Origin of the sequence: Kribbella sp. NPDC058693, from assembly GCF_042715335.1 — a bacterium.
In the GTDB taxonomy this organism is placed as follows: domain Bacteria; phylum Actinomycetota; class Actinomycetes; order Propionibacteriales; family Kribbellaceae; genus Kribbella; species Kribbella jiaozuonensis.
In genome coordinates this window covers 513,806-535,899 of the sequence record NZ_JBHXSQ010000001.1, presented here as the reverse complement: position 1 = coordinate 535,899, position 22,094 = coordinate 513,806, and the positions used below count along the sequence as shown (strand labels likewise).

Annotated in this window: 10 protein-coding genes; 7 read left to right on the top strand and 3 right to left on the bottom strand. The window is 70.1% G+C overall.

The annotated features are described in order from the left end of the window. The first annotated feature begins 181 nt into the window (after window positions 1–181). A complete protein-coding gene (locus ACFWUU_RS02525; RefSeq protein WP_380172053.1) occupies window positions 182–10,819 on the top strand; it encodes an amino acid adenylation domain-containing protein in 10,638 nt (3,545 codons plus the stop codon). 423 nt (window positions 10,820–11,242) lie between these two features. On the opposite strand, the gene ACFWUU_RS02520 is transcribed toward ACFWUU_RS02525, so the two are convergent. Continuing rightward, complete coding sequence (locus ACFWUU_RS02520) at window positions 11,243–12,172, bottom strand: ROK family protein (protein ID WP_380172051.1); 930 nt, start codon at window positions 12,170–12,172, stop codon at window positions 11,243–11,245. Between the two features lie 224 nt (window positions 12,173–12,396). Here ACFWUU_RS02520 and nagZ point away from each other — a divergent pair, with 224 nt between their 5' ends. Next, window positions 12,397–13,875, top strand: coding sequence for a beta-N-acetylhexosaminidase (gene nagZ, locus ACFWUU_RS02515; RefSeq protein WP_380172050.1), 1,479 nt, complete (start codon window positions 12,397–12,399; stop codon window positions 13,873–13,875). Here nagZ and ACFWUU_RS02510 read toward each other — a convergent pair. After that, window positions 13,872–15,080: an ROK family transcriptional regulator gene (locus ACFWUU_RS02510; protein ID WP_380172048.1), complete on the bottom strand. Its 1,209-nt coding sequence runs from the start codon at window positions 15,078–15,080 to the stop codon at window positions 13,872–13,874. The genes nagZ and ACFWUU_RS02510 overlap by 4 nt on opposite strands. A gap of 108 nt (window positions 15,081–15,188) precedes the next feature. Between ACFWUU_RS02510 and ACFWUU_RS02505 the strand changes: the two genes are divergently transcribed. The 5 genes from ACFWUU_RS02505 to ACFWUU_RS02485 all read left to right on the top strand — a co-directional run bounded on the left by ACFWUU_RS02505 (window position 15,189) and on the right by ACFWUU_RS02485 (window position 21,520). Beyond that, a complete protein-coding gene (locus ACFWUU_RS02505; RefSeq protein WP_380172046.1) occupies window positions 15,189–16,844 on the top strand; it encodes an alpha-amylase family glycosyl hydrolase in 1,656 nt (551 codons plus the stop codon). A gap of 216 nt (window positions 16,845–17,060) precedes the next feature. Next, window positions 17,061–18,188, top strand: coding sequence for a Nif3-like dinuclear metal center hexameric protein (locus ACFWUU_RS02500; RefSeq protein ID WP_380172044.1), 1,128 nt, complete (start codon window positions 17,061–17,063; stop codon window positions 18,186–18,188). Further along, window positions 18,170–18,961: a zinc ribbon domain-containing protein gene (locus ACFWUU_RS02495; protein ID WP_380172042.1), complete on the top strand. Its 792-nt coding sequence runs from the start codon at window positions 18,170–18,172 to the stop codon at window positions 18,959–18,961. Before ACFWUU_RS02500 ends, ACFWUU_RS02495 begins: the two co-directional genes overlap by 19 nt. Next, window positions 18,958–20,082: a bifunctional RNase H/acid phosphatase gene (locus ACFWUU_RS02490; RefSeq protein WP_380172040.1), complete on the top strand. Its 1,125-nt coding sequence runs from the start codon at window positions 18,958–18,960 to the stop codon at window positions 20,080–20,082. The genes ACFWUU_RS02495 and ACFWUU_RS02490 overlap by 4 nt, the downstream gene beginning before the upstream one ends. 4 nt (window positions 20,083–20,086) lie before the next feature. Continuing rightward, window positions 20,087–21,520 carry an RNB domain-containing ribonuclease gene (locus ACFWUU_RS02485; protein WP_380172038.1) on the top strand — a complete coding sequence of 478 codons (1,434 nt, stop codon included), beginning with the start codon at window positions 20,087–20,089 and terminating at the stop codon, window positions 21,518–21,520. On the opposite strand, the gene ACFWUU_RS02480 is transcribed toward ACFWUU_RS02485, so the two are convergent. Further along, window positions 21,509–22,066 (bottom strand): TetR/AcrR family transcriptional regulator, encoded by a 558-nt coding sequence (locus ACFWUU_RS02480; RefSeq protein WP_380172036.1) that lies wholly within the window; start codon window positions 22,064–22,066, stop codon window positions 21,509–21,511. The genes ACFWUU_RS02485 and ACFWUU_RS02480 overlap by 12 nt on opposite strands. Between the last annotated feature and the right edge of the window lie 28 nt (window positions 22,067–22,094).

Genomic DNA, 22,094 nt, shown 5'->3' with positions numbered 1-22,094 from the left:
ATACGGGGCTGCTTTCGGTGTGAAGTGAGGCGGGTCTGCCCTGAACCCGCTCCGTCCAGTTCGGGAGGCGCGTGTCCGTGGGTCGCCAACTGGTCGGCGTCTCTACGCTCGTAGCCGGCGTGTGCACGCGTCCCGTCGTACCCGCACCTGACCCCGAGCTGCCGCTGGTGGTGGCATCGGCGTGAGAAGTGGTGCAGACCGGCCGGCGATCTCCACCGGGCCGGCATTGATGATTCCCGCGGGCTACCCACGCGACCTGCCGAGCGCATTGCTCCGGGCCGCGCGTGACTTCAGCGGTGCCGGAGTGGTCGAGATCGGCCCGGACGGCCGCGAGACCAAGCTGGACTTCCCGACGCTGCTCGAGCTGGCCGCCCGGATACTGGCCGGCCTGCGCGCGAACGGCGTACGTGCCGGCGATCCCGCGGTCGTGCACTGCACCGAGCCGGTCGGGTTCTTCGCCGCGTTCTGGGCCTGCACGCTCGGCGGCATCCGTCCGCTGCTCGTCGCGCCGAACCCCGGCGGCGACCGCACCGAGGAAGGCCGCGAGCGGCTCCGCAAGATCACCGACCTGCTCGGCTGGACGGTTCTGATCGGCCGCCCGTCCGACCTCCCGAACGACCTCGGCCTACCGGTCCTCGACCCCGACGCGATGGCCGGCCACGAGCCGACCTCGGACTTCCACCGGCCCGCCGCGGACGATGTCGCCGTACTGATGCTGTCGTCGGGATCGACCGGTACGCCGAAGATCGTGCAGCTGACGCATCGCGGGCTTGTCGAGTTTGCCGCTGGTACGCCGGCGATGCTGCCGGTGCGGCCGGGGCAGACGACGCTGAACTGGCTGCCGCTCGATCGCAGCGGCGCGTTCCTGCTGTACCACCTGCTGCCGGTGTTCACGGGGTGCACGAACATCCACGTGAACACGGACTGGGTGCTCGCCAACCCGCTGCGCTGGCTCGACCTGATGGACCAGCACCGGGTCAACCATTCGTGGTCGCCGAACTTCGGGTACCGGCTCGCGACTGCGGCGGTGGCGGGGGAGCCGGATCGGCATTGGGACCTGTCCGCGCTGCGCAGCCTGGTCAGCGGCGGCGAGCAGATCACCGTGCCGGTGATGTCGGAGTTCTTGCGCGTGACGAACCGGTTCGGCGTCGTACCGGAGACCTTCGTCGCGGCGTGGGGCATGACGGAGACGGTCACCGGGATCACCTTTGCGCGGCCCGGTCTGACGCCGAACGTGCATCGTGTTCGCATCCCACCGACCGGCGTGGTCGAGTGGGTGGACCAGCGGCCGTCGTCCGGCAAGGTCGCCGTCGCGCGGCCGGGCAAGCCGCGGACCGAGATGCCGGGTGTGTTGTCGCTGGTGTCCGTCGGGGCACCGGCGCCTGGTACGACGGTGCGCATCGTGGCACCGAACGGCGCCGTGCTGCCTGAGGGCCGGATCGGTCAGTTGCAGGTCGCGTCGGCTCGGGTGACGCCTGGGTACCTCGGCAACCTCGAGGCCGATCGCACCGCGTTCCCGGTGGGGAACTGGCCGGCGCGTAAGTGGCTGGCGACCGGCGATCAGGGCTTTATCACCGGCGGGCAGGTCGTCATCACCGGCCGGGACAGCGAACGCATCATCATGTTCGGCAAGCTCCACTACGCCCACGACATCGAGTCCGTCGCGACCACGGTGGTCGGTGCCGAACACGGACTGGTCGCGGCGTGCGGCGTCGCGGACGAGGAGTCCGGGACCGACCGCCTGGTCGTGTTCTACGCGCTGACGCCCGAGTCGGTCCCCGGCATGGACCAGGCAATCCGCAGCCTGATCCAAACCCGCCTCGGCCTCCCCGCACAGGTCATCGGCGTACCGCGTCGCGACTTCCCCACGACACCCGGCGGCAAGATCCTCCGCCCCCTGCTGAAGCAACGCTGGATCGACGGCACCCTCCTCCAACCCCCCGCCGCCCCCCACGTAGAACCAGCCGGCGCCACCCCCAACTCCGGCCCCACCGGCCAAGGCCCGTCCGCGACCCCCGAGACCACGCCATACGCCGACGAGGACCCCTCAGAACGCACCACCGAACTCCCGGTAGTCCGCCTAGCCTGGAAACGCGAACTCCAAAACTCCATCCCCACACCCCCCTCCCGCCCCACCCTCGGCACCCCAACACCACCCCCCGAGCCCACCGCCCCCGCGACACCCAACGCCGCCCCGGCCGACTTTGACGCGGAGCCCTCTGCGGCACCAACCGCCGCCCCGGCCGACCACGCTCCGACCGCTCCCGCGCCGACCGCCCTCGCCCCAACGGTGGATTCACCGGAGTCCGCGACCCCGGCAACCAACCCCGCGGCCTCCTCCGAGCAGCCGGTCGCCGATCCTGCCGCGCGCGACTCCGTCGCCACCGACATCACGCCGACCGATCACGCCCCGACCGGCCCCGCGCCAACCGCGCCTGCCTCGGAGTCGGCCGCGTCCGCGTCCGCGACAACTGAACCCGCGGCGTACGACGATGCGTCGGCCGGCGAGCCCGCATCCTCCGACCCAACTGCGGACCAGCCAACCACCGACGAGCGAACCGGCAACGAGCTGACTGCGGACCAGCCAACCGCGGACGAGGCGACGGACGCGCCAACCGCGGACGAGGCGACGGACGCGCCAACCGCGGACGAGGCGACGGACGCGCCAACCGCGGACGAGGCAACGGACGCGCCAACCGCGGACGAGGCGACGGACGCGCCAACCGCGGACGAGGGAACGGACGCGCCAACCGCGGACGAGGCAACCGGGGATGACCCGATCGCGGACGAGCCGGCCGCGCAGAAGTCTGGTGCGCCTGCTGAGCCAGTGCCTGGCGGTCAGGCGTCCGACCCGTCGGCGTCTGCCCCCTCAGGCCCTGAGCTGTCTGTTCCCGAGCCGTCCGACGCCGAGCCGCCGACGGCCGTACTCACCCGTATCGACCCGACCGCAACGAAGGCCCCCGCGTCGCCGTCGGCAGCCTCAGTCGTCGACGCCGCCTCACCACAAACCGCCCAGCCCGACCCGGCACCGACCTCCGCCGCCGACGCCAGCCCGTCGGACCAGCCCGCCGGCGACGCAACCGAAGTACCCGCAACCGAGGCCGACTCGGCCGACGCCGCGTCGTCGTCCCAGGCACCGACCGCCGCCGCAGAACCGCCCGCGCTCAGCGAATTCATGTCGCCCACCGCCGGTCCCGAGACGGCACCATCAACTGCGGCCGAGCCGACCACTGCCGCTGACGCCGATCCGGCCACCAGCGCTGACGCCGATCCGGCCACCGCCGCTGACGCCGATCCGGCCACTAGCGCTGACGCCGAGCTGACCACCGCCGCTGACGCCGTACCCGATGCAGACCGCGAGCCGACTGCGGAGACCGCGGAGCCGGTGGAGCCCTCTGCACCTGAAGCACGCGAAGCCACCGCGGAGTCTGCCGGTGAGCACGAGTCGAACCCGACCCAGTCCGAGCAGGCGACGGCAGCATCCGCACCGGAAGCCGTCGCCGTACCTACGACCGAGCCTGAGATACGCCGGGACGAGCCCGAGCCCGAGCCCGCGACTCAACACGTCGGATCCGAGGCCGCGCCGTCTTCGTCCGGCGCAACCGCAGCATCTGAGCCGAGCCAGGAGCAGTCCGCTTCGAAGGCTTCACCCGCAGCGGAGAGCAGTGGCGCCGCAGCAGCCGTAGTACCTGGAGCTGGCGCCAACGCGGACTCGGAGCAGACAGGACCGGCGGCAGGAGCCGGACCCGACTCCGAGGCGACTGCAACACCCGCGGCTGAGAATGAGGCGACTAACAAGGCTGCCGGGTCCGAGACGGTCGCAGAGGCTGCGTCAGATCAGGACGTTGTGGCTGACGAGGCTGCCGGGTCCGAGGCGGACACGGGGGCTGTGTCTGATCGCGAGGCCGTGGCCGAGCAGACCTCGTCCGACGTCGGCGCAGCCGCTGTGGACGCTCCGTCTGCGGCGGATGACGACGTCCAGGAACCAGGCAGCGACGAGTCCACCGTCGCACGGGTCGTTTCGGACGACTCGGACGACGAGCAATCTCCGGAGGAGCAGACGGCATCGGCCTCGGTCGAGGCGCAGGCTGCTGACCAAGAGGACAGCGAGACTGAGCCGGCCGCCCCGTCGACGAACGCCGACGACCCGGAGCAGGCTGACCGCGCGCAGGCGGAGCAGGACCATGAGTACGTCGCCACGCAGGCGGATGCTCCTGAGGACAACCGCGAGGACGAGGCGCCTTCGGATGAGCGGACCGCGTCCGACTCGGATGATGTCGAGTCGGACGGCGTACCCGCGGACGCGGATGTAGCGGACGCGGATGTAGCCGACGCGGATGTAGCCGAGGCGGATGAGGGTACGTCGGGCGGGACGTCAGAGGTTTCGGATGGTGTGGCGGCGGAGGCTGCGGCGGTTGTGGACGAGGCTTCCGACGGTCGGCAGGATGCGGCTGTTGTAGAGGCCGTGAGGTCCAGCACCGGGGAATCCGAGGAAGCTGCTTCCGACCAGGCCGTGGTAGCTGCGTCCGCTGAGGCGGAGGTGACCGCCCCGGGAGAGGCTGGGCCGACCGCGACCGGTGATCTTGAGGCTGCGGAGCCGGAGCCGGAGCCGGAGCCGGAGTCGGCTGAGGGTGCGGAGGTCGAGGAAGCCGGTGACGGTGACGCCGAGGTAGCTGCGGTTGCGTCCGCGGCGACTACCGCGCCCGCCGGTGCCACGGAGGCTCCTGCCGAGGCGAGTGCTGCGGAGCCTGCCACCGAAGCTGATGCCCGCGAGGCTGGTGGGGCGCGGGTTGAGGTCGGTGTGGTGGAGCCGGTGGCTGTGGTGGGGGTGGCCGGGCGGTTCCCGGGGGCTGAGGGGGTTGAGCATTTCTGGGAGAACCTCGTCGGGGGTGTGGAGAGTGTTCGGCGGTTCTCGCCGGAGGAGGTTGGGCAGGCGGACGGGGCGGTCGCGGTCAGCGGCGTGTTGGAGCATGTCGAGTCGTTTGACGCGAAGTTCTTCGGGTTGAGTGATCGCGAAGCCGAGTTGATGGATCCGGCTCAGCGGTTGTTCCTCGAGGTTTGTCATCAGGCGTTGGAGCACGGCGGGTACGCCGGTACGTCCGGCCGCGTCGGCGTGTTCGCGGGTTCGGGCATGAACCTCTACCACCGCCAGCACCAGTCACGCGACTCCCTCGCCACCCGCGTCGCATACCGCCTCGGTCTGACCGGCCCCGCGATCGGCGTGCAGTCGGCCTGGTCTTCCTCGCTGGTCGCGGTACACCTGGCCTGCCAGGCCTTGCGTTCGGGCGACGCGGATCTCGCGCTCGCCGGCGCCGCCGCCGTACAGGTGCCTCAGGCAACGAGCTATCACCCGACGCCCGAGTCGATCCTCTCGCCGAGCGGGCATGTGCGCGCGTTCGCCGCGGACGCCGACGGCACGGTTGGCGGCAACGGTGTCGCCGCCGTACTGCTGAAGCGTCTCGACCAGGCCCTCGCCGACGGCGACACGGTGTACGCCGTGATCCGCGGTACTGCGGTCAGCAACGCCGACGCCCCGTCGGGGAACCAGGTCGAGCTGATCGAGCGCGCGCTCGAGCGGGCCGGGTTCGACGCCGACTCGCTGAGCTATATCGAGGCGAACGGGATCGGCAGCCCGACCGCCGACGCGGCCGAGATGCGTTCGCTGACCACCGCGCTCCGACGGCACACCGACAAGGTCGGGTTCTGCACGATCGGCTCGGTGAAGCCGAACATCGGCCACCTCGACAGCGCCGCGGGTATGGCCGGCCTGATCAAGACGATCCTGATGCTGCAGCACCGGATGCTCGTCCCGACGATCAACTACACGAAGCCGAACCCGGCGCTCGCCCTCGACGGCAGCCCGTTCGTGATCGGCACCGAGGCGCGCGATTGGACCGCCGACGGTACGACGCTGCGCGCCGGCGTCAGCGCGATCGATGCCGGCGGCACCAATGCGCTCGTGATCCTCGAGGAGGCGCCGCGGCAGATCCGCCGCGGCGACGACGGCCCCGTCGTACTCCCGCTCTCCGCGCCCGACCCGGACGCGCTCGCCGATCTCGTCGAGCTGTACCGCACGGACCTCGACCACGGCACGGGCCACCGACTCATCGACCTTGCCGGTACGGCGGCACTCGGGCGCCCGGCACACCGGCACCGGATCGCGGTCGCGGGCGGTACGGAGGCCGAGCTTGTCGAGGCGCTCGGATCCGCGCAGGCAACCGAAGTACCGCGTGGTGGACCTGGCCCGCTGGGCTATGCGTTCACCGGACAGGGAGCCGCGCGTCGCGGGATGGCGGCCGGGCTCGCCGCGCGCTTCCCGGTGTTCCGGTCGGTGCTCGACGAGTGCGATCGCGTATACCACGAGGAAACCGGCGGCAGTCTGCTCGAGCTCCTGCTGACCCCGGCGGCCGGTACTGCGGAAGGCGTGTGGCCGACCGAGACCGCGCAGCCGGCGCTGTTCGCGTTCGAGCTCGCACTTGCCCGGCTTTGGCAGTCGTTCGGTGTGCAGCCCGCGCTCGTCGTCGGCCACAGCGTGGGGGAGTACGCCGCTCTGTGCGTCGCGGGCGCGTTGTCGCTGCAGGACGGCGTACGGCTGACCGCGAAGCGCGGCGAGCTGATGCAGCGCGGGACCGTTCCCGGTGCGATGGTGTCGGTTCGCGCGGATGCCGATCGGGTTCGCGAGATTGCGCGCACCGCCGGCGTGGAGGTTGCTGCAGGCAACGGTCCGCAGTCGTTTGTGCTGACCGGGTCCGAGGTGATCGTCGGGCAGCTCGCGGCGCAACTGGATCGGCTGGAGGTCGCCTGGCAGCGGCTGGATGTCGACCGGGCGTTCCACAGTTCGTTGGTCGACCCAATCCTGTCGGACTTTGCCGAGATCGTCGGCGAGATCACGCTGAAGCCGTTGCGGACGCCGATGGTGTCGAGCTGGTCCGGTGATCTGCTCGAGTCCGGGACTGTGCTCGACGGTGACTATCTCGTCGGGCAGTTGCGGCAGCCGGTGCTGTTCGGGGATGCGGTCGAGGCGGTCACGGCCGCTGGATGCCGGCGGTTCCTGGAGCTCGGGCCGGACGCCGTGCTGAGTCCTGCCGGTCGCCGGATCGCGCCGAACAGCACGTGGATCCCGGCGCAGCGTCTCGGCCAGGACCCGGTGCTAGCGACGATGAACGGGCTGGCCGAGCTGTACGAGCAGGGCACCGAGATCGCCTGGGCGAAGGTCTACCCGGACGGCGGGCGCGTGCCGTTGCCGACGTACCCGTTCCGTCGCGTGTACCACCCGGTCGATCCGTCGGTGACGGTTGTGGTCGGTCCTGGTACGGCGGTTGCCGGGGACAACAATGCGGTCGCGGCGCGGCAGCCGAACGCGTTCGAACGGGCCGCGCGGGCGCAGTCGCCGGTGTTCGAGCCGCCGTCGAACGCTGCGGTGAAGCGGATCCCGCTGGACCCGCCGACGCAGCCGGTCGAGCCCGAGCCGGCAGTGGTCGAGGAGAGCGAGCGGTCGCCGTTCGCACTGCCGGCCGAGACGCATGCGATCGACGCGGATTATCTGACGCAGGCTGGGGCGCTGTCGGGGAGCGAGGCCGAGCGGTATCGCGAGTCGCTGAACGTCGTACTGGATCTGACGTGTGAGCAGCTGAACCTCGATCCGTACGACCTGACGGTGGACCACACGTTCGCGGAGTTGGGTGCGACGCCGGCGTCGATGGCGCCGGTCATCGACGAGATCACCAGGCGCTTCGAGGCGGAGCTGACGCCGGATGATCTGTTCCTGACGTACACGACACCGCACAAGCTCGCGACTGCAGTAGCCGTCCAAACCGCCGAGCCGGAGGCCGACGAGGAGCCGGCGGAGGACGCTGAGTCGGCCGAGACCGCTGGGTTGTCGGCTGACGCCGGGCCGGTGCGCGGTTCCGGTACGGCTGGGGCGGCGAAGGATGTTGAACCGGCTGAGCGTGCTGGATCGGTGGACGCGGTCGGTGGTGCGGAAGGTGCCGAGTCTGCCGAGTCTGTGGAGGGTGCGGCCGCGGGTGATGTTGCGGTCGAGGAGTCCGCTGAGCGGGTGGGTGGGCTGGTGGTTGCGCGGGATCCGCGGGCGGCGTTGGCTGTGCTCGGGTCGGGGCTGGCTGAGCTCGCGGCCAAGGTGGATGAGGCCGCGGCGGCTACCAGCGAGGCCGAGCTGCCGGGGAGCGGTATGGCTGCGCTGATGTCGCAGCAGCTCCGCGTCGCAGGCCAATTGGTCGACGGCGTCACCCAGCTCATGCGCGAACAACTGGCCCTCCTCGGCGACCAGTCCGAGGAGACTGACGACGACGCGGAGCAGGCGGACCGCGCCGAGCAGACGGCGCAAGCAGACGCCGCCACGCCGGCTGCAGCTGACTCGACAGCGCAGGTCGAGCGCGACGCAAGCGAGCCGCAAGGCAAGCAGGTCGCGCAAGGTAAGCAGGCTGACGAGCCGGAAGGCGCGCAGGCTGTAGCCGAGGCGTCGGTCGAGGCCGTCGCCGCAGCGGACCAGTCGGATGGTTCCTGGGTTGATGGTGATCTGGAGATTGCGGCGCAGCGGCAAGCAAATGCCGACCAGCGCCGTGCCGACCTCGCCTACTGGAATCAGCTGCTGGCCGGGGCCGAGCCGTTGGTGCTGCCGGCCGACCACGTCCGCCCGGCCGGTGACGACACCGTTGCCTCGGTCAAGCAAGAGTTGGAAGAAGACCTCGGTGACGCAGTCTTCGCCTTCAGCCGCGAGCGCAAACTCAGCCCGGTGATGACGATGCTCGCCGCAGTCTCCACCGTCCTCGGCCGGTTCGCGGCGCAGGAAGACGTGACCATCGGCTCCGCGCTGACCCGCCCCAAGGGCGACACCTCGACCGCACCCCGCCGCGCCCTCCCACTCCGCATCGACCTCTCCGGCGAGCCCGACCTGGGCGAGCTCGCCCAGCGCGTCCGCGACATCACCGCCGGCGCCTTCGACCACGCCGGCACCGACCTCGCCGTACTCGAGCGCGAGCCGCTCTTCCAGATCCTCGTCGACTTCGAGGACGGCGACGACGACCTGCCCGCGACGGTCGACGTCCGGTTCCGGCTGACCCACCACGGCGCCGGCATCACCTGTACGGCGGACTACCGCCCCGGACTGTTCGAGCAGGCAACGATCGAGCGCCTGCTCGACTACCTCGCCGAAGTGTTGCGTAGGGCAACGACCCGGCCGAACCTCCGCATCCCCCAACTCGTCATCCCGATCGAGGCAGACCTCAGGGCGCTGCGCGAACTCGAGGGCGATGTCGACCCGACCGGTCCGATCGGCCGGGCACGCCGCGATGCGGTCGTCGCCGGCGAACTCAGCGGTCTGCACACGCTGTTCGAGCAGCAGGTGGCCCGTACTCCGGACGCAATCGCTCTGGTGCAAGGCGATCGCGAGCTCACGTACGCCGAACTCGACCGCCGCTCGAACGCCGTCGCCTGGCAACTGGTCGACCTCGGTGTCAAGCCCGGCCAGCTCGTCGCCGTACGCGTTGCCCGAGGCACCGAAATGGTCGTCGCGGTCCTCGCCGTACTCAAATCCGGCGCCGCATACCTGCCGCTGGATCCCGGCGTACCGGAGTCCCGCTGGGCGTTCATGGTCCAGGACGCTGCAGCCGTCGCTCTGGTCGGTGACGACGCAGCGCTGGCCGACCGGCTCGGCCTCCGGCTGGTCCCGGTAGCCGCAGCGGACGGCGACCCAAGAGCTCGCCAGGCCCCGCCGGTCCGCGCCGCCGCGGACGATGTTGCCTACTGCATCTACACCTCCGGCTCGACCGGGAACCCGAAGGGCGTGATCGTCCCGCACCGCGGCCCGGTCAACCTGGTCCGGCACTACCTGCGGACCAGGAGATCGCTGCGGACGTTGCAGTGGACATCCTTCGGCTTCGACGTACACGTGCAGGAGATGTTCACAACCCTGGCCTCAGGTGCGGCACTCGTGCTGATCGGCGAGGACGACCGGTACGACCCGGACGCGGTCGTCGCGGCGCTGCGCGATCACCAGGTCGAGCGATTGTTCATGGCCTTCAGCCCGCTGACCGCGTTGCTGGCGACCATGCGCCGCCTGCCCGAGCTGCCCGCCCTGCGCGAGATCGTCGCCGGCGGCGAGGCGATGGTGCTCACGCACAAGGTGCGAGACTTCCTCGACGCGCATCCGGACTGCCGGCTGTTCAACGAGTACGGCCCGGCCGAGGCGTCGATCGTGACCACGATCCACGAGGTCGACCCGGCCGAGGACCGTCCGTCGATCGGTCGCCCGATCGAGGGTGTCGTCGTACGCCTGCTGGACGCGGCCCTTCGGCCCGTGCCGGTCGGCGCCGTCGGCGAGATCCACCTCGGCGGCGCGGCGGTGGCCCAGGGCTACATCGGCCGGCCGGAGGAGACCGAGCTGGCTTTCGTACCAGATCCGGGCCATCCGGGCGCGCGCCTGTACCGCAGCCGCGACCTCGGCCGCTGGCGCGCCGACGGCATGCTCGAGTACCTCGGCCGCGCCGACGACCAGGTGAAGATCCGCGGCCACCGGGTCGAGCCCGGTGAGACCGAACATGTGCTGGCCGATCAGCCCGGTGTGGTCGACGCGGTCGTGGTCGCCCAGGCGAATCCGGGCGGCGATATCTGCCTGATCGGGTACGTCGTCCTCGAGGACAGCGACCCCGCCGTACTCGCGCGGCTGATGCTTGACCTGGGCAAGGAACTGCCGATCTACCTGGTCCCGGCGGACCTGATCCCGATCGAGGAACTCCCGCTGGACGACAACGGCCGCCTCGACCGCACCCGCCTGCCCGAGCCGGAGTGGCTCAAGCCCTGAGTAGGTCGGTTCTGCACCGTGGGCGGGGGGTCAGGTTCAGTAGCAGCCCTCCCGCAGCCACCGACCGCCGTCCGCGATGCAGAACCCGCGTTCGATCTCGTCCCTCCACCAGATCGATCACTCTCCAAGTCGGTCGGACGCCTCCTGAAGCTCGGTGGTTCCCGACCTGCGGGTCACACGGTTGCGGCGGGAGAGTCTCCTCGCCCGCCGCTCACGTGTCCGGTTGATCCAAGGCCCCCCTCGATCAACCGCTCCAGCCGGTCCCAGGCCCCCCTTGAACCGTCTGCGGATGACGGTGCCCCCACCCCATCCATCCCTTGAATCGGGTTGAGTAGGGCAGGCGTTACACAGATCGCCGATATTCGTAAAAATTGCGCAAAGATGCGCGAGATAAGCCTTACCGAGCGGACCGAGGTGTGCGGTTCAGGCGACAGAGGCCCAGGCGAGGTGCGCCGCGCCGAGCAGGCCGGCGTTGTCCAGCTGAGCCGGCTCCACAGTCAGCTCCGCGACGAACGGCAGCTGCGCCAGTCGCTTCACCCACGCCTGCACCGGGTCGAACAGCACCGGCCCGGCCTTCGCGACCCCGCCGCCGATCACGACCGTGGTCAGGTCGACGGTGACCGCGGTCGCCACGATCCCCGCGGCCAGCGCCTGCGCGCCGTCGTCGAAGATCGCCAGCGCGAGCTCGTCACCGGCCGCAGCGTCAGCGGCCAGTACGGCGGCATCCACGTCCTCGTCCGTCCGCCATCCACGCCGCTTCGCCCGGGCAACCATCCGCGGGCCGCTCGCGTACGCCTCGACGCAGCCGTACGACCCGCAGGCGCACGACTCGCCGTCCTGGTCGACCACCACATGGCCGATATGCGCCGCGTTGCCGGACTGCCCGATCCACGGCTTGCCGTCGACGACCAGACCGCCGCCGACGCCGGTCGACACGACGATCCCGAGCAGCGTCTCCGCGTCCCGGCCGGCGCCGCTCCAGAACTCGCCGAGCGCGAAGCAGTGCCCGTCCAGCCCGAGAGCCACGGGTACGTCGCCGGTCAGCGCCCGGACCCGGTCGACCAAGGGGAAGTTGCGCCACCCGGTGATGTTCACGGGGGAGACCAGGCCGTGCTGCTGGTCGAGCGGACCGGCAGAGCCGATGCCGACAGCCAGGGGAGTGACGTCGCCGCGGACGCGCTTGATCAGCTCACCGAGAGCGGCGAACACCTCATCGGCGTCGCCGGGCGGGGTGAGGATCCGGTCGCCGGTGAGAATCGTGCCGTCCGCGGACACCAAAGCGGCGGCCATCTTCGTGCCGCCGATGTCGATTCCCAGCACGGTCTCCCGCGCTATCGCTTCGTCGTCGCTCATCGTCCCCCCGGTCAGGGCGGTCAGGTCGAGAGACAACGTTATCCGTAGTCGGCTCGAACAGACAGAGGTGAATGCAAGTAATCACGGTAAACCCGCAGGAAGACGGCAGTTAACTGCCATGACAGGTCCTGACAACGATGCCCCTCCAGGCCTCGAAAGGCGGCTAATTATTAGCCGTCGGTGACAGCTGGCGCGCGAACCCCGCGGCAGGAGAGGGTTGGGGGATGAGTGATCAACTGGATCGGGATGCCGCCGGCTCGCTGGTTGTCGGCTTCAGTGGGACGACTGCCACCGACGAGCTCCGGCGGGCCGTCGCCGGTGGGCTCGGGGCGGTCATCCTGTTCACCCGCAACGTCGCGGACGCCGAGCAGGTCGCCGCGCTGACGGCCTCGCTGCGGGCGGAGCGCCCGGATCTGATCGTGGCGATCGACCACGAGGGCGGCGAGTTCAGCCACCTCGCCCCGGCGAACCCGTGGCCGCTCGCCTCACCGCGCCTGCTCGGCGACCTGGACGACGTCGACCTGACCCGTGCCTCGGCCCGCGACGCCGCGGCGACGCTCGCCACTCTCGGCATCGACCTGATGCTCGCGCCGTCGGTCGACGTGAACAGCAACCCCGCGAACCCGATCATCTCCACCCGCTCGTTCGGCCGTACTGCGGACGTCGTCTCGCGGCACGGCGTCGCGTTCGTCGAGGGCGTCCACGAGGCGGGGATCGCGGCCTGCCCCAAGCACTTCCCGGGCCACGGTGACGTCGCGGTCGACTCGCACTCGGACCTGCCACGCGTCGACCGCTCGATCGAGGAGGTCCAGGCGGTCGAGCTCGCCCCGTTCCGGGCGACGATTGCCGCGGGGGCCGACGTCGTGATGAGCGCACACATCGTGTTCTCGGCGTACGACGACCAGCCGGCCACTCTCTCGCACCGGGTACTGACCGGACTGCTGCGCGAGGAGCTCGGCTTCACCGGGGTCATCACCACCGACGCGCTCGAGATGCAGGCGATCACCAAGAACCGGTCGATCGAGGACGCCGCGGTCGCGTCGATCGCCGCCGGCGCCGACCTGGCGATGATCGCGGTCGGTGCTGCGGACCCGGACGCCCTGATCGCCCGCGTCGCCGATGCCGTTCGCACCGGCACGCTGAAGGCCGAGCGCGTCGCCGACGCGGCTGCCCGGGTCCGCGCCCTGGCCGCTTCGCTCGGTCAGCGCACCCGGCAGCCGGGTCTCGACGGCGCCCCGATCCGCGAGGTCGCCGCCCGCGTGGTCGCCAACCAGTCGTTCCCCGCGCTCGGCCCGGCGCCGTACGTCGTCGACCTCACTCAAGGCTTGCACCCGGCCTGGAACCCGTACTTCTCGGGTCTCCCGGAGATCTTCACCCGCATCGCTCCCGGCGCGGACGGCGTCGTACTGCGTGGGCAGCACCGCGAGACGGACGCGGCCGAGCCCGAGAACGACGCGATCGCGAAGGCAGCCCAAGCCGCCGAGGGTCGTCCGCTCGTGATCGCGATCCAGGACGCAGGCCGTACGCCGTGGATGCGTGAAGCCCTCACCCATCTCCTGCAGAAGCACCCCGACGACGTGTTCGTCCTGTGCACCGGCATCCCGGAGGACCAGGCTCTGATCCCCGAAGGAACGCCGTCCGCGACCACGTCGGGCCGCAACCTGGTCGTTCTGGAGGCCGTCGCCCGGCAGCTGACCCGCTAGTCAGGCCGGCAGCCCAGCTCCAGATCGAGGGCGTGCTGCTCGACGTAGTTGAGGGCGTGGCGGACCGCGCCGACGGACACGATCGCGTCGCCGAGGGACGAGACGGCGATGCGCGGCGGCGTACTGGTGTAGCCGGCCAGGTGCTTCTCGAGGTCGGGCAGCAGCGCGGCGGCGGCCTCCGCGACCGCGCCGCCGAGGACGACGAGCTCCGGGTTGAACAGGATGCCGACGGTGGCGATCACCCGGGCGGTCCGGGCGGCGATTTCCTGAAGGATGCCTAGAGCAACTTCATCGCCCCCGGCCGCCGCGCTGAACACCTGCTCGGCGGTCACCTCGCCGCCGTCGGCCAGCGTGCGCAGCGACGTCTCGACGGACGGGTCGGCGACGGCCGCCGTACCGTTCTCGCGCGCGATCCGGGCGATGCCGTGGGTGTCACCGACGCCCTCGATCAGCTTGAGGAACACCATCTCGCCGGCGCCGCCGCGGCTACCGTGCAGCAGCCGCCCGGAGTCCATCAGCCCGGATCCGAACCGCTCGCCGGCCAGCAGTACGACGAGGTCGTCGATGTTGCGCGCCTCGCCCCGCCAGTGCTCGCCGAGGGTGGCGAGGTTCGCGTCGTTCTCCAGCAGGACCGGCCAGCCGTGCAGCTCCGTCAGCCGCTTCGCCAGGTCTCCGTCGAAGCGCCGCCAGAACTCGTCGTCGACCAGGATGTTTCCCTCCCGGTCGACCGGTGCCGCGACGCCGACGCCTGCCACCAGCACCTGCTCGTTCGACACCTCTGCGGACGCGAGCGCCTCGATCACCGTCTCGTGCACGATCTCGGTCCGCTCGACCGGCGTCTTCACTCCGGCCGCGGACCGCCCGGCCTTGGCCACCGTCTCGCCGCGCAGGTCCGAGACCAGCACGGTCGTCTTCGAGGCGCCGATGTCGATGCCGAGCACATACCCCGCGTTGTTGTTGTACTCGAACCGCCGCGAGGGGCGGCCGACCGACGTACGGCCCGGGTCGAGCTCGACCACCCAGCCCATCGAGATCAGGTCGTTGCAGACCGCGTGCACGGTCGCGCGGGTGAGGCCGGTCGCCTCGATCAGGCCGGTACCAGTCATCACCCGCGCGCGGGTGAGCACGCCCAGTACCTTGCCCGCGTTCACCCGGCGCAACATCGTCGGTGTGGCCGTCGGCGGGGTAGCCGGTGGTTTTGCCATGAAAGCCCCTTGACCTGTCGTCGTACCGACCGCAGAATACATGCAGATTCTAAATTTAGAGCCTATATATAAACCCTGGGTTACCAACAGATTCCGAGTGAGGCGATCGTGACGAGTCCGCAGAGGACCCAAACTGCGCAAAAGACTCAGCCCGACTGGTGGCGGCAGGCTGTCGTCTACCAGATCTACCCGCGCAGCTTCGCCGACGCCAACGGTGACGGCGTCGGGGACCTGCCGGGCATCATCAGTCGAGTCCCGTACCTGGTGGCGCTGGGGATCGACGCGGTCTGGCTGAGCCCGTTCTACCCGTCCGCGCTGGCCGACGGCGGGTACGACGTGGACGACTACCGCAACGTCGACCCGCGGCTCGGCACGCTGGACGACTTCGACGAGCTGATCGAGGCGCTGCACGCCGAGGGCATCAAGCTCATCGTCGACATCGTCCCGAACCACACCTCCGACCGGCACGAGTGGTTCGTCGAGGCGCTCGAGGCGGCCAAGGGCGAGCCGGCCAGGGAGCGGTACATCTTCCGCGACAGCCCGGACGGCGCCCCCGACGAGCCGCCGTCGGACTGGGACTCGGTGTTCGGCGGTTCCGCCTGGGCCAAGACCGACGACGGCCAGTGGTACCTGCACATGTTCGCCGCCGAGCAGCCGGACCTGAACTGGCAGCACCCGGAGGTCCGCGCGGACTTCCTGGAGACGCTGAAGTTCTGGTCGGACCGCGGGGTCGACGGCTTCCGCGTCGATGTCGCACACGCGCTGGTGAAGGACCTGTCCGAGCCGTTCCCGTCGAAGGCCACGCTGCCGCGGCAGTCGGAGTCGAACGGCAAGCACCCGCTGTGGGACCAGGACGGCGTCCACGAGATCTACCGCGACTGGCGCAACCTGCTGAACACGTACGACCCGCCGAAGTCCGCGGTGGCCGAGGCGTTCGTACCGGCTGCCCGCCGGGCCCGGTACGCGAGTGCCGACGGGCTCGGGCAGGCGTTCAACTTCGACCTGCTGCAGGCCGACTTCGAGTACGAGAAGTTCCGCAAGGTGATCGAGGCGAACCTCGCGCTCGCCGAGGAGAACGGCTCGTCATCGACCTGGGTGTTCTCGAACCACGACGTCGTCCGGCACGCCACCCGCTACGGCCTGCCGAAGAACCCGAAGGGCGGCTGGCAGGACGGCAAGGACTGGCTGCTGAGCAACGGCACCGAGCCGACGGTCGACGTCGCGCTCGGCCTGCGCCGGGCCCGCGCAGCGACGCTGCTGATGCTCGCGCTGCCGGGATCGGCGTACCTGTACCAGGGCGAGGAGCTCGGTTTGCAGGAGGTCGGCGAGCTGCCGGCCGCGAACCTGCAGGACCCGGCGTACTTCCGCTCGAAGGGCGCCGAGAAGGGCCGCGACGGCTGCCGGGTGCCGATCCCGTGGACCGTCGACGGGCTGTCGTTCGGCTTCGGTCCGGGCGGGTCCCACCTGCTGCAGCCGAAGTGGTTCGGGGCGTACTCCGTCCAGGCGCAGGAGGGCGACCACGAGTCGACGCTCAGCATGTACCGCAAGGCTCTCGCCGTACGGCGTGGTCTGCGCACCGGCAACTCGCTGACCTGGGTGGACGCGACGGACTGGGTCCTGCACTTCACCCGCGACGGCGGCTGGCAGTGCATCACGAACTTCGGCGCGGCTCCGGTCGAGCTGCCCGACGCCGCGGTCGTGCTGTCCAGCGGTCCGCTCGAAGGCGACAAGCTGCCGAGCGCCACAACTGCCTGGTTGATCTAGCCAGGTCCTCAAGACTCGTTCCGGTCAAGCCGTCGGCCCCTGTCGACTGCCCTCCCCCTGTGGCCGGAGCGAACCGTCGGAGCGGGTGCGGTGGCGGATGCGGCGGGGCGGTCGCACCTCCACCCCCCACCGACGGAACTGGTTGTGGCGGGGGCACCGGGCGGCTGCCCCCGTCACAATCCAGCTCTCGATCCAGCAGGTGTCAGGATAAGCACCGTGACGACGCTTGCTGATGTGATCGCGGTTCTCGATCGGCTCTACAACCCCGCCTGGGCGGAGTCCTGGGATGCGGTCGGGCTGGTGACCGGCGATCCGGAGCAAGAGGTACGGCGGGTGTTGTTCGCCGTGGATCCGATGCGGGCTGTCGTCGACGAGGCGATCGAGGGCGGATTCGATCTGCTCGTCACGCATCATCCGTTGTTGCTGCGCGGTGTGAACAGTGTCGCGACGACCACGCCGAAGGGCCGGGTCATCAACGACCTGATCCGCGGCGGTGTCGCACTGCACGTCTGTCACACCAACGCCGACAACGCGAACCCGGGAGTGAGCGACGCGCTCGCCGCCGCGATCGGGCTGCGGGACACGCGGCCGTTGAAGGCGATGCCGGCCGAGCCGATGGACAAGGTGGTCGTGTTCGTCCCGCTCGAGGAGACCCAGGCGATGCTGGACGCGCTGGCGAAGGCCGGCGCCGGGCAGATCGGCGACTACGAGCGAGCCGCGTGGAGCGGTATCGGCGAGGGAACGTTCCGGCCGCTCGAGGGCGCGAACCCGACGATCGGCAGCGTCGGCGATATCGAGGTCGTCCCGGAGAACCGGGTCGAGATGATCCTGCCGCGGCACAGGCGCCGAGCGGTGGTCGAGGCCCTGATCGCGGCGCATTCGTACGAGGAACCGGCGTACGACGTCTATGAGCTGGCGCCGCAGCCGAGTGAGCGCGGCGGCGGGCGGATCGGCGTACTCGCGGAGCCGTTGCCGCTGGCCGATTTCGCCCGGCTGGTCGCGGAGAGCCTGCCGCGGACCGAGCACGGCGTCCGTGTATCCGGCGAGCTGGATCGGATGATCGAGACCGTCGCGGTGGTCGGGGGAGCGGGGGACTCGGAGTTCGATCGGGTCCGGGCGGCGGGTGTCGACGCGTACCTCACCGCGGACCTGCGACACCATCCCGCCACCGAGGCTCGTTCGTACGGCGACCCCGCGCTGGTCGACGTCGCGCACTGGGCCAGTGAGTGGCCGTGGCTGGCGGATGCGGAGCGGCTCCTGCGCGATGGGCTCGCGGCCCAAGGCAGTACCGTGGACACTCACATCTCAACACTTTGCACGGACGCATGGACCTTGCGGATCTGAGTGCGCCGCCACGACCTAAGGAGACGACTCTGAACGCCGAGCCCGCCGTCCAACGCCGGTTGCTGGACCTGCAGGATCTCGACCTGCAGCTGGATCAGGTCGCGCACAAGCGCGCGTCGTTGCCCGAGCACCAGGCCCTCAAGGACCTGTCCGCCGAGAAGTCCGTGGTCGACCGCGAACTCGTCACCGCCGACACCGAGGTCAGCGACCTGCAGCGCGAGCAGAAGAAGGCCGACAGCGATGTCGAGCAGGTCCGCCAGCGCCGTGCGCGCAACCAGCAGCGGCTCGACTCCGGACAGGTCACCTCGCCGCGCGACCTGGAGAACCTGCAGCACGAGATCGGTTCGCTCGACCGCCGGATCTCCGACCTGGAGGACTCCGAGCTCGAGGTGATGGAGAAGCTCGAGGCCGCCGAGGTCGTGCAGGCCGACCTGCGGACCCGGGCCGAGGCGTTCGCCGGTCGGCAGTCCGAGCTGGAGACGACCCGCGACGGCGCGCTCAAGGAGCTCGACGAGCAGCGCGCGCAGGTGACGGACAAGCGGACCGCGGTCGTTGCCGAGCTCCCGGAGCCCCTGGTCGCGCAGTACCAGCGGCTGCGTGAGCACAACGGTGGCATCGGCGCCGCGCCGCTCGTCGGTAAACGCTGCATGGGTTGCCGGATGGAGCTCGCCCCGTCCGACCTCAACGCGATCAAGGCAGCTCCGCCGGACGCCGTACTGCGGTGTGAGGAGTGCGGCCGGATCCTCGTCCGTACCTCGGAGAGCTCGGTATGACCTATTCGCACGTCATCGTCGAAGCTGACGGTGGATCGCGGGGCAATCCAGGGCCGGCGGCGTACGGCGCTCTCGTGCGTGATCCGGCGACCGGCGAGGTGATCGCGCAGCAGGGCAGAACGCTCGGCATCGCGACCAACAACGTCGCGGAGTACTCCGGACTCATCGCGGGGCTGGAGCTCGCCGCGGAGTACGCGCCGGATGCCTCGATCGAGGTGCGGATGGACTCGAAGCTGGTCATCGAGCAGATGGCCGGCCGCTGGAAGATCAAGCACCCGGACCTGAAGCCGCTGGCGATCAAGGCGCAGGGCCTCGCGCCGTTCGGCACCGAGTGGACCTGGGTGCCGCGTGCGCAGAACTCGGCCGCGGACGCGCTCGCGAACAACGCGCTCGACGGTGTGCCGATCCCGCTGAAGCCGGAGGCCGCGGGACCGGGCCCGGCAGTGGTGCAGGAGCCGTCCGATCTGCAGAAGGCCTTACAGGGCTGGGATCCGCAGGCCGAGCCGCCGACGCAGCTGATCTTCCTCCGGCACGGCGAGACGCCGCACACCGTGGAGAAGCGCTTCTCCGGTGCCGGTGGCGACGATCCGGCGTTGAGCGACACCGGTCGCGCGCAAGCGGTAGCCGCAGCGGAGTACCTGTCGCGCATCGGCGGGGTCGACGCGGTGGTGACGTCGCCGATGGTGCGGGCCCGGCAGACGGCCGATGCGGTCGCGTCGAAGCTCGGTCTCGAGCCGGACGTCGACAACGGCTGGATCGAGTGCTCGTTCGGCGACTGGGACGGGCACACGTTCGCCGAAGTACAGCAGAAGTGGCCGGAGGCGCTGAACGCCTGGATGGATTCGACGACTGTTGCGCCGCCCGGTGGCGAGTCGTTCGACACCTGTGCGCGACGGGCGAGGTCGGCGCGGGACGGGCTGCTGGCTCGCTACCCCGGCAAGACCGTCGTCGTGGTCACGCACGTGACGCCGATCAAGCTGATGGTGCGATCGGTGCTGCAGGCCCCGATGGCGTCGATCTTCCGGATGGAACTGCGACCGGCAACCCTGACCGAGATCCACTGGTACGCCGACGGCCTGGCGTCGCTCCGCTCCTTTAACGTGCAGCCGTCGCTAGTCTGACCCCATGCCGCTGCAGAGAGTTCATTTCGCCGAAGACGTGCCGGAGGTGTTCCGGGCGTCGTTGCAGGACATCCGTCGGGAGCAGGAGGTCCCGGCCGACTTCCCGCCCGAGGTGACTGCCGCGGCGGTGGCAGCGGCGGCGAACGTGCGGCTGCCGGAGCTCGACCGGACCGACATCGAGTTCGTCACGATCGATCCGCCGGACTCGATGGACCTCGACCAAGCGCTCCATATCGAGCGGACCGGTGACGGCTACACCGTGCATTACGCGATCGCCGACGTGGGTGCGTTCGTCCAGGCGGGCGATCCGATCGACGTCGAGGCGCGGAAGCGCGGCGAGACGCTGTACGCGCCGGACAAGCGCACACCGCTGCACCCGCCGGAGCTGTCCGAGGGCGAAGCCTCCTTGCTGCCCGACCAGGTGCGACCCGCCCTGCTCTACACGATCACCGTCGACGCCCGTGGCGAAGGCACCGGTGTCGTCTGCGAGCGTGCGCTGGTGAAGTCGCGGGCCAAGCTCAACTACGCCGGCGTACAGAAGGACCTCGACGCGGGTACGGCGTCCGAGTCGCTGCAACTGCTCCGCGAGGTCGGGAAGCTCCGCGAGGAACGCGAACTGGAACGCGGCGGCGTCAACCTGCCGATCCCCGACCAGGAGGTCGTCACCTCCAACCACGGCTGGGGTCTGGAGTTCCGCGCCCCGCTGCCGGTCGAGGGCTGGAACGCGCAGATCTCGCTGCTGACCGGGATGGCCGCCGCGGGGCTGATGATGAAGGGCAAGATCGGCATCCTGCGGACGCTGCCCGAATCGCACGACGACCTTCGCCGCAAACTCGGCAACACCGCCAAGGCGCTCGGGATCGTCTGGCCCGACGACACGACGTACGCCGCGTTCATCCACGGGCTCGACCCGAAGGTGCCGGCGCATGCGGCGATGCTCGCAGCGTGCACGGTGCTGTTCCGCGGCGCCGGGTACGTCGCGTTCGCGGGAAGCGTTCCGGCGTCGCCGCAGCATGCCGCGATGAAAGCGGAGTACGCGCATGTCACCGCGCCGCTGCGTCGGCTCGTGGACCGTTGGACCGGGGAGATCTGCGTCGCGCTCTCGGCAGGTACTGAGGTGCCGGCCTGGGTGCGCGAGTCGATGGACGAGATCCCGAAGATGATGGACGATGCGGACCGGCGGGCGCATGCGTACGAGCGATCGATCGTCAGCATGGTCGAGGCGGGGCTCGTTGCGGATCAGGTCGGGTCCGAGTTCGACGGCGTGATCACGGACGTCGACGAGCGGGACAAGAACCGCGGCATCGTCGCGCTGTCCGCCGTCGCGATCGAGGGCCGCGTCACCGGTACTGCGTTGCCGCTCGGCAAGGAGGTCCGCGTGAAGCTCGTCGAGGCCGACATCGCCAAGCGGACCGTCTCGTTCGAGCTAGTCGGCTAGGTAGTCCTCCAACGCGGCCGTCGTCCGCTTCAGGTCGCCGGTCGCAAGCAGGTCGATCAGCGCACCGCGCAGCATCGCCAGTACGCCGGTACGTCGCGCCACCGCATCCGGATCCGGTTGTGTTGCCTTGAGCAACTCGAGCCAGTCGTCGACCGTCGAACGCGCGAAATCCGCCCACGGCCCCTCGGGCGCGACCAGGGACCGCCCGTACGCCTCGACCCAGAACGTCATCAACGGCCGCCGCTCCGGAGCCGACATCCAGGTCCACAACTCTCGTGCGACCACCTCCAGCCCGGGTGGTACTTCGTGCTGGTCCTGAATGCGCTGTAGAAGCTCGAGCTCATCGGCGCGCGCACGGGCGAGCAACGCCCGGATCAGGCCGTCCTTGCTGTCGAACAGGAACAGCAGCACACGCGGGCTGGACCCGATCGCGGTCGCGAGCGGTCGCAGCGACAGGTCGGCCAACCCGTGGGTGAGCGAGTAGGCGTACGCGCGCTCGAGCAGTTCCTGCTGGCGAGCAGACGGGGCTTCCTTAGTCGACGGCACCCGGCTAGTATCTCTTACTGAAACAGTC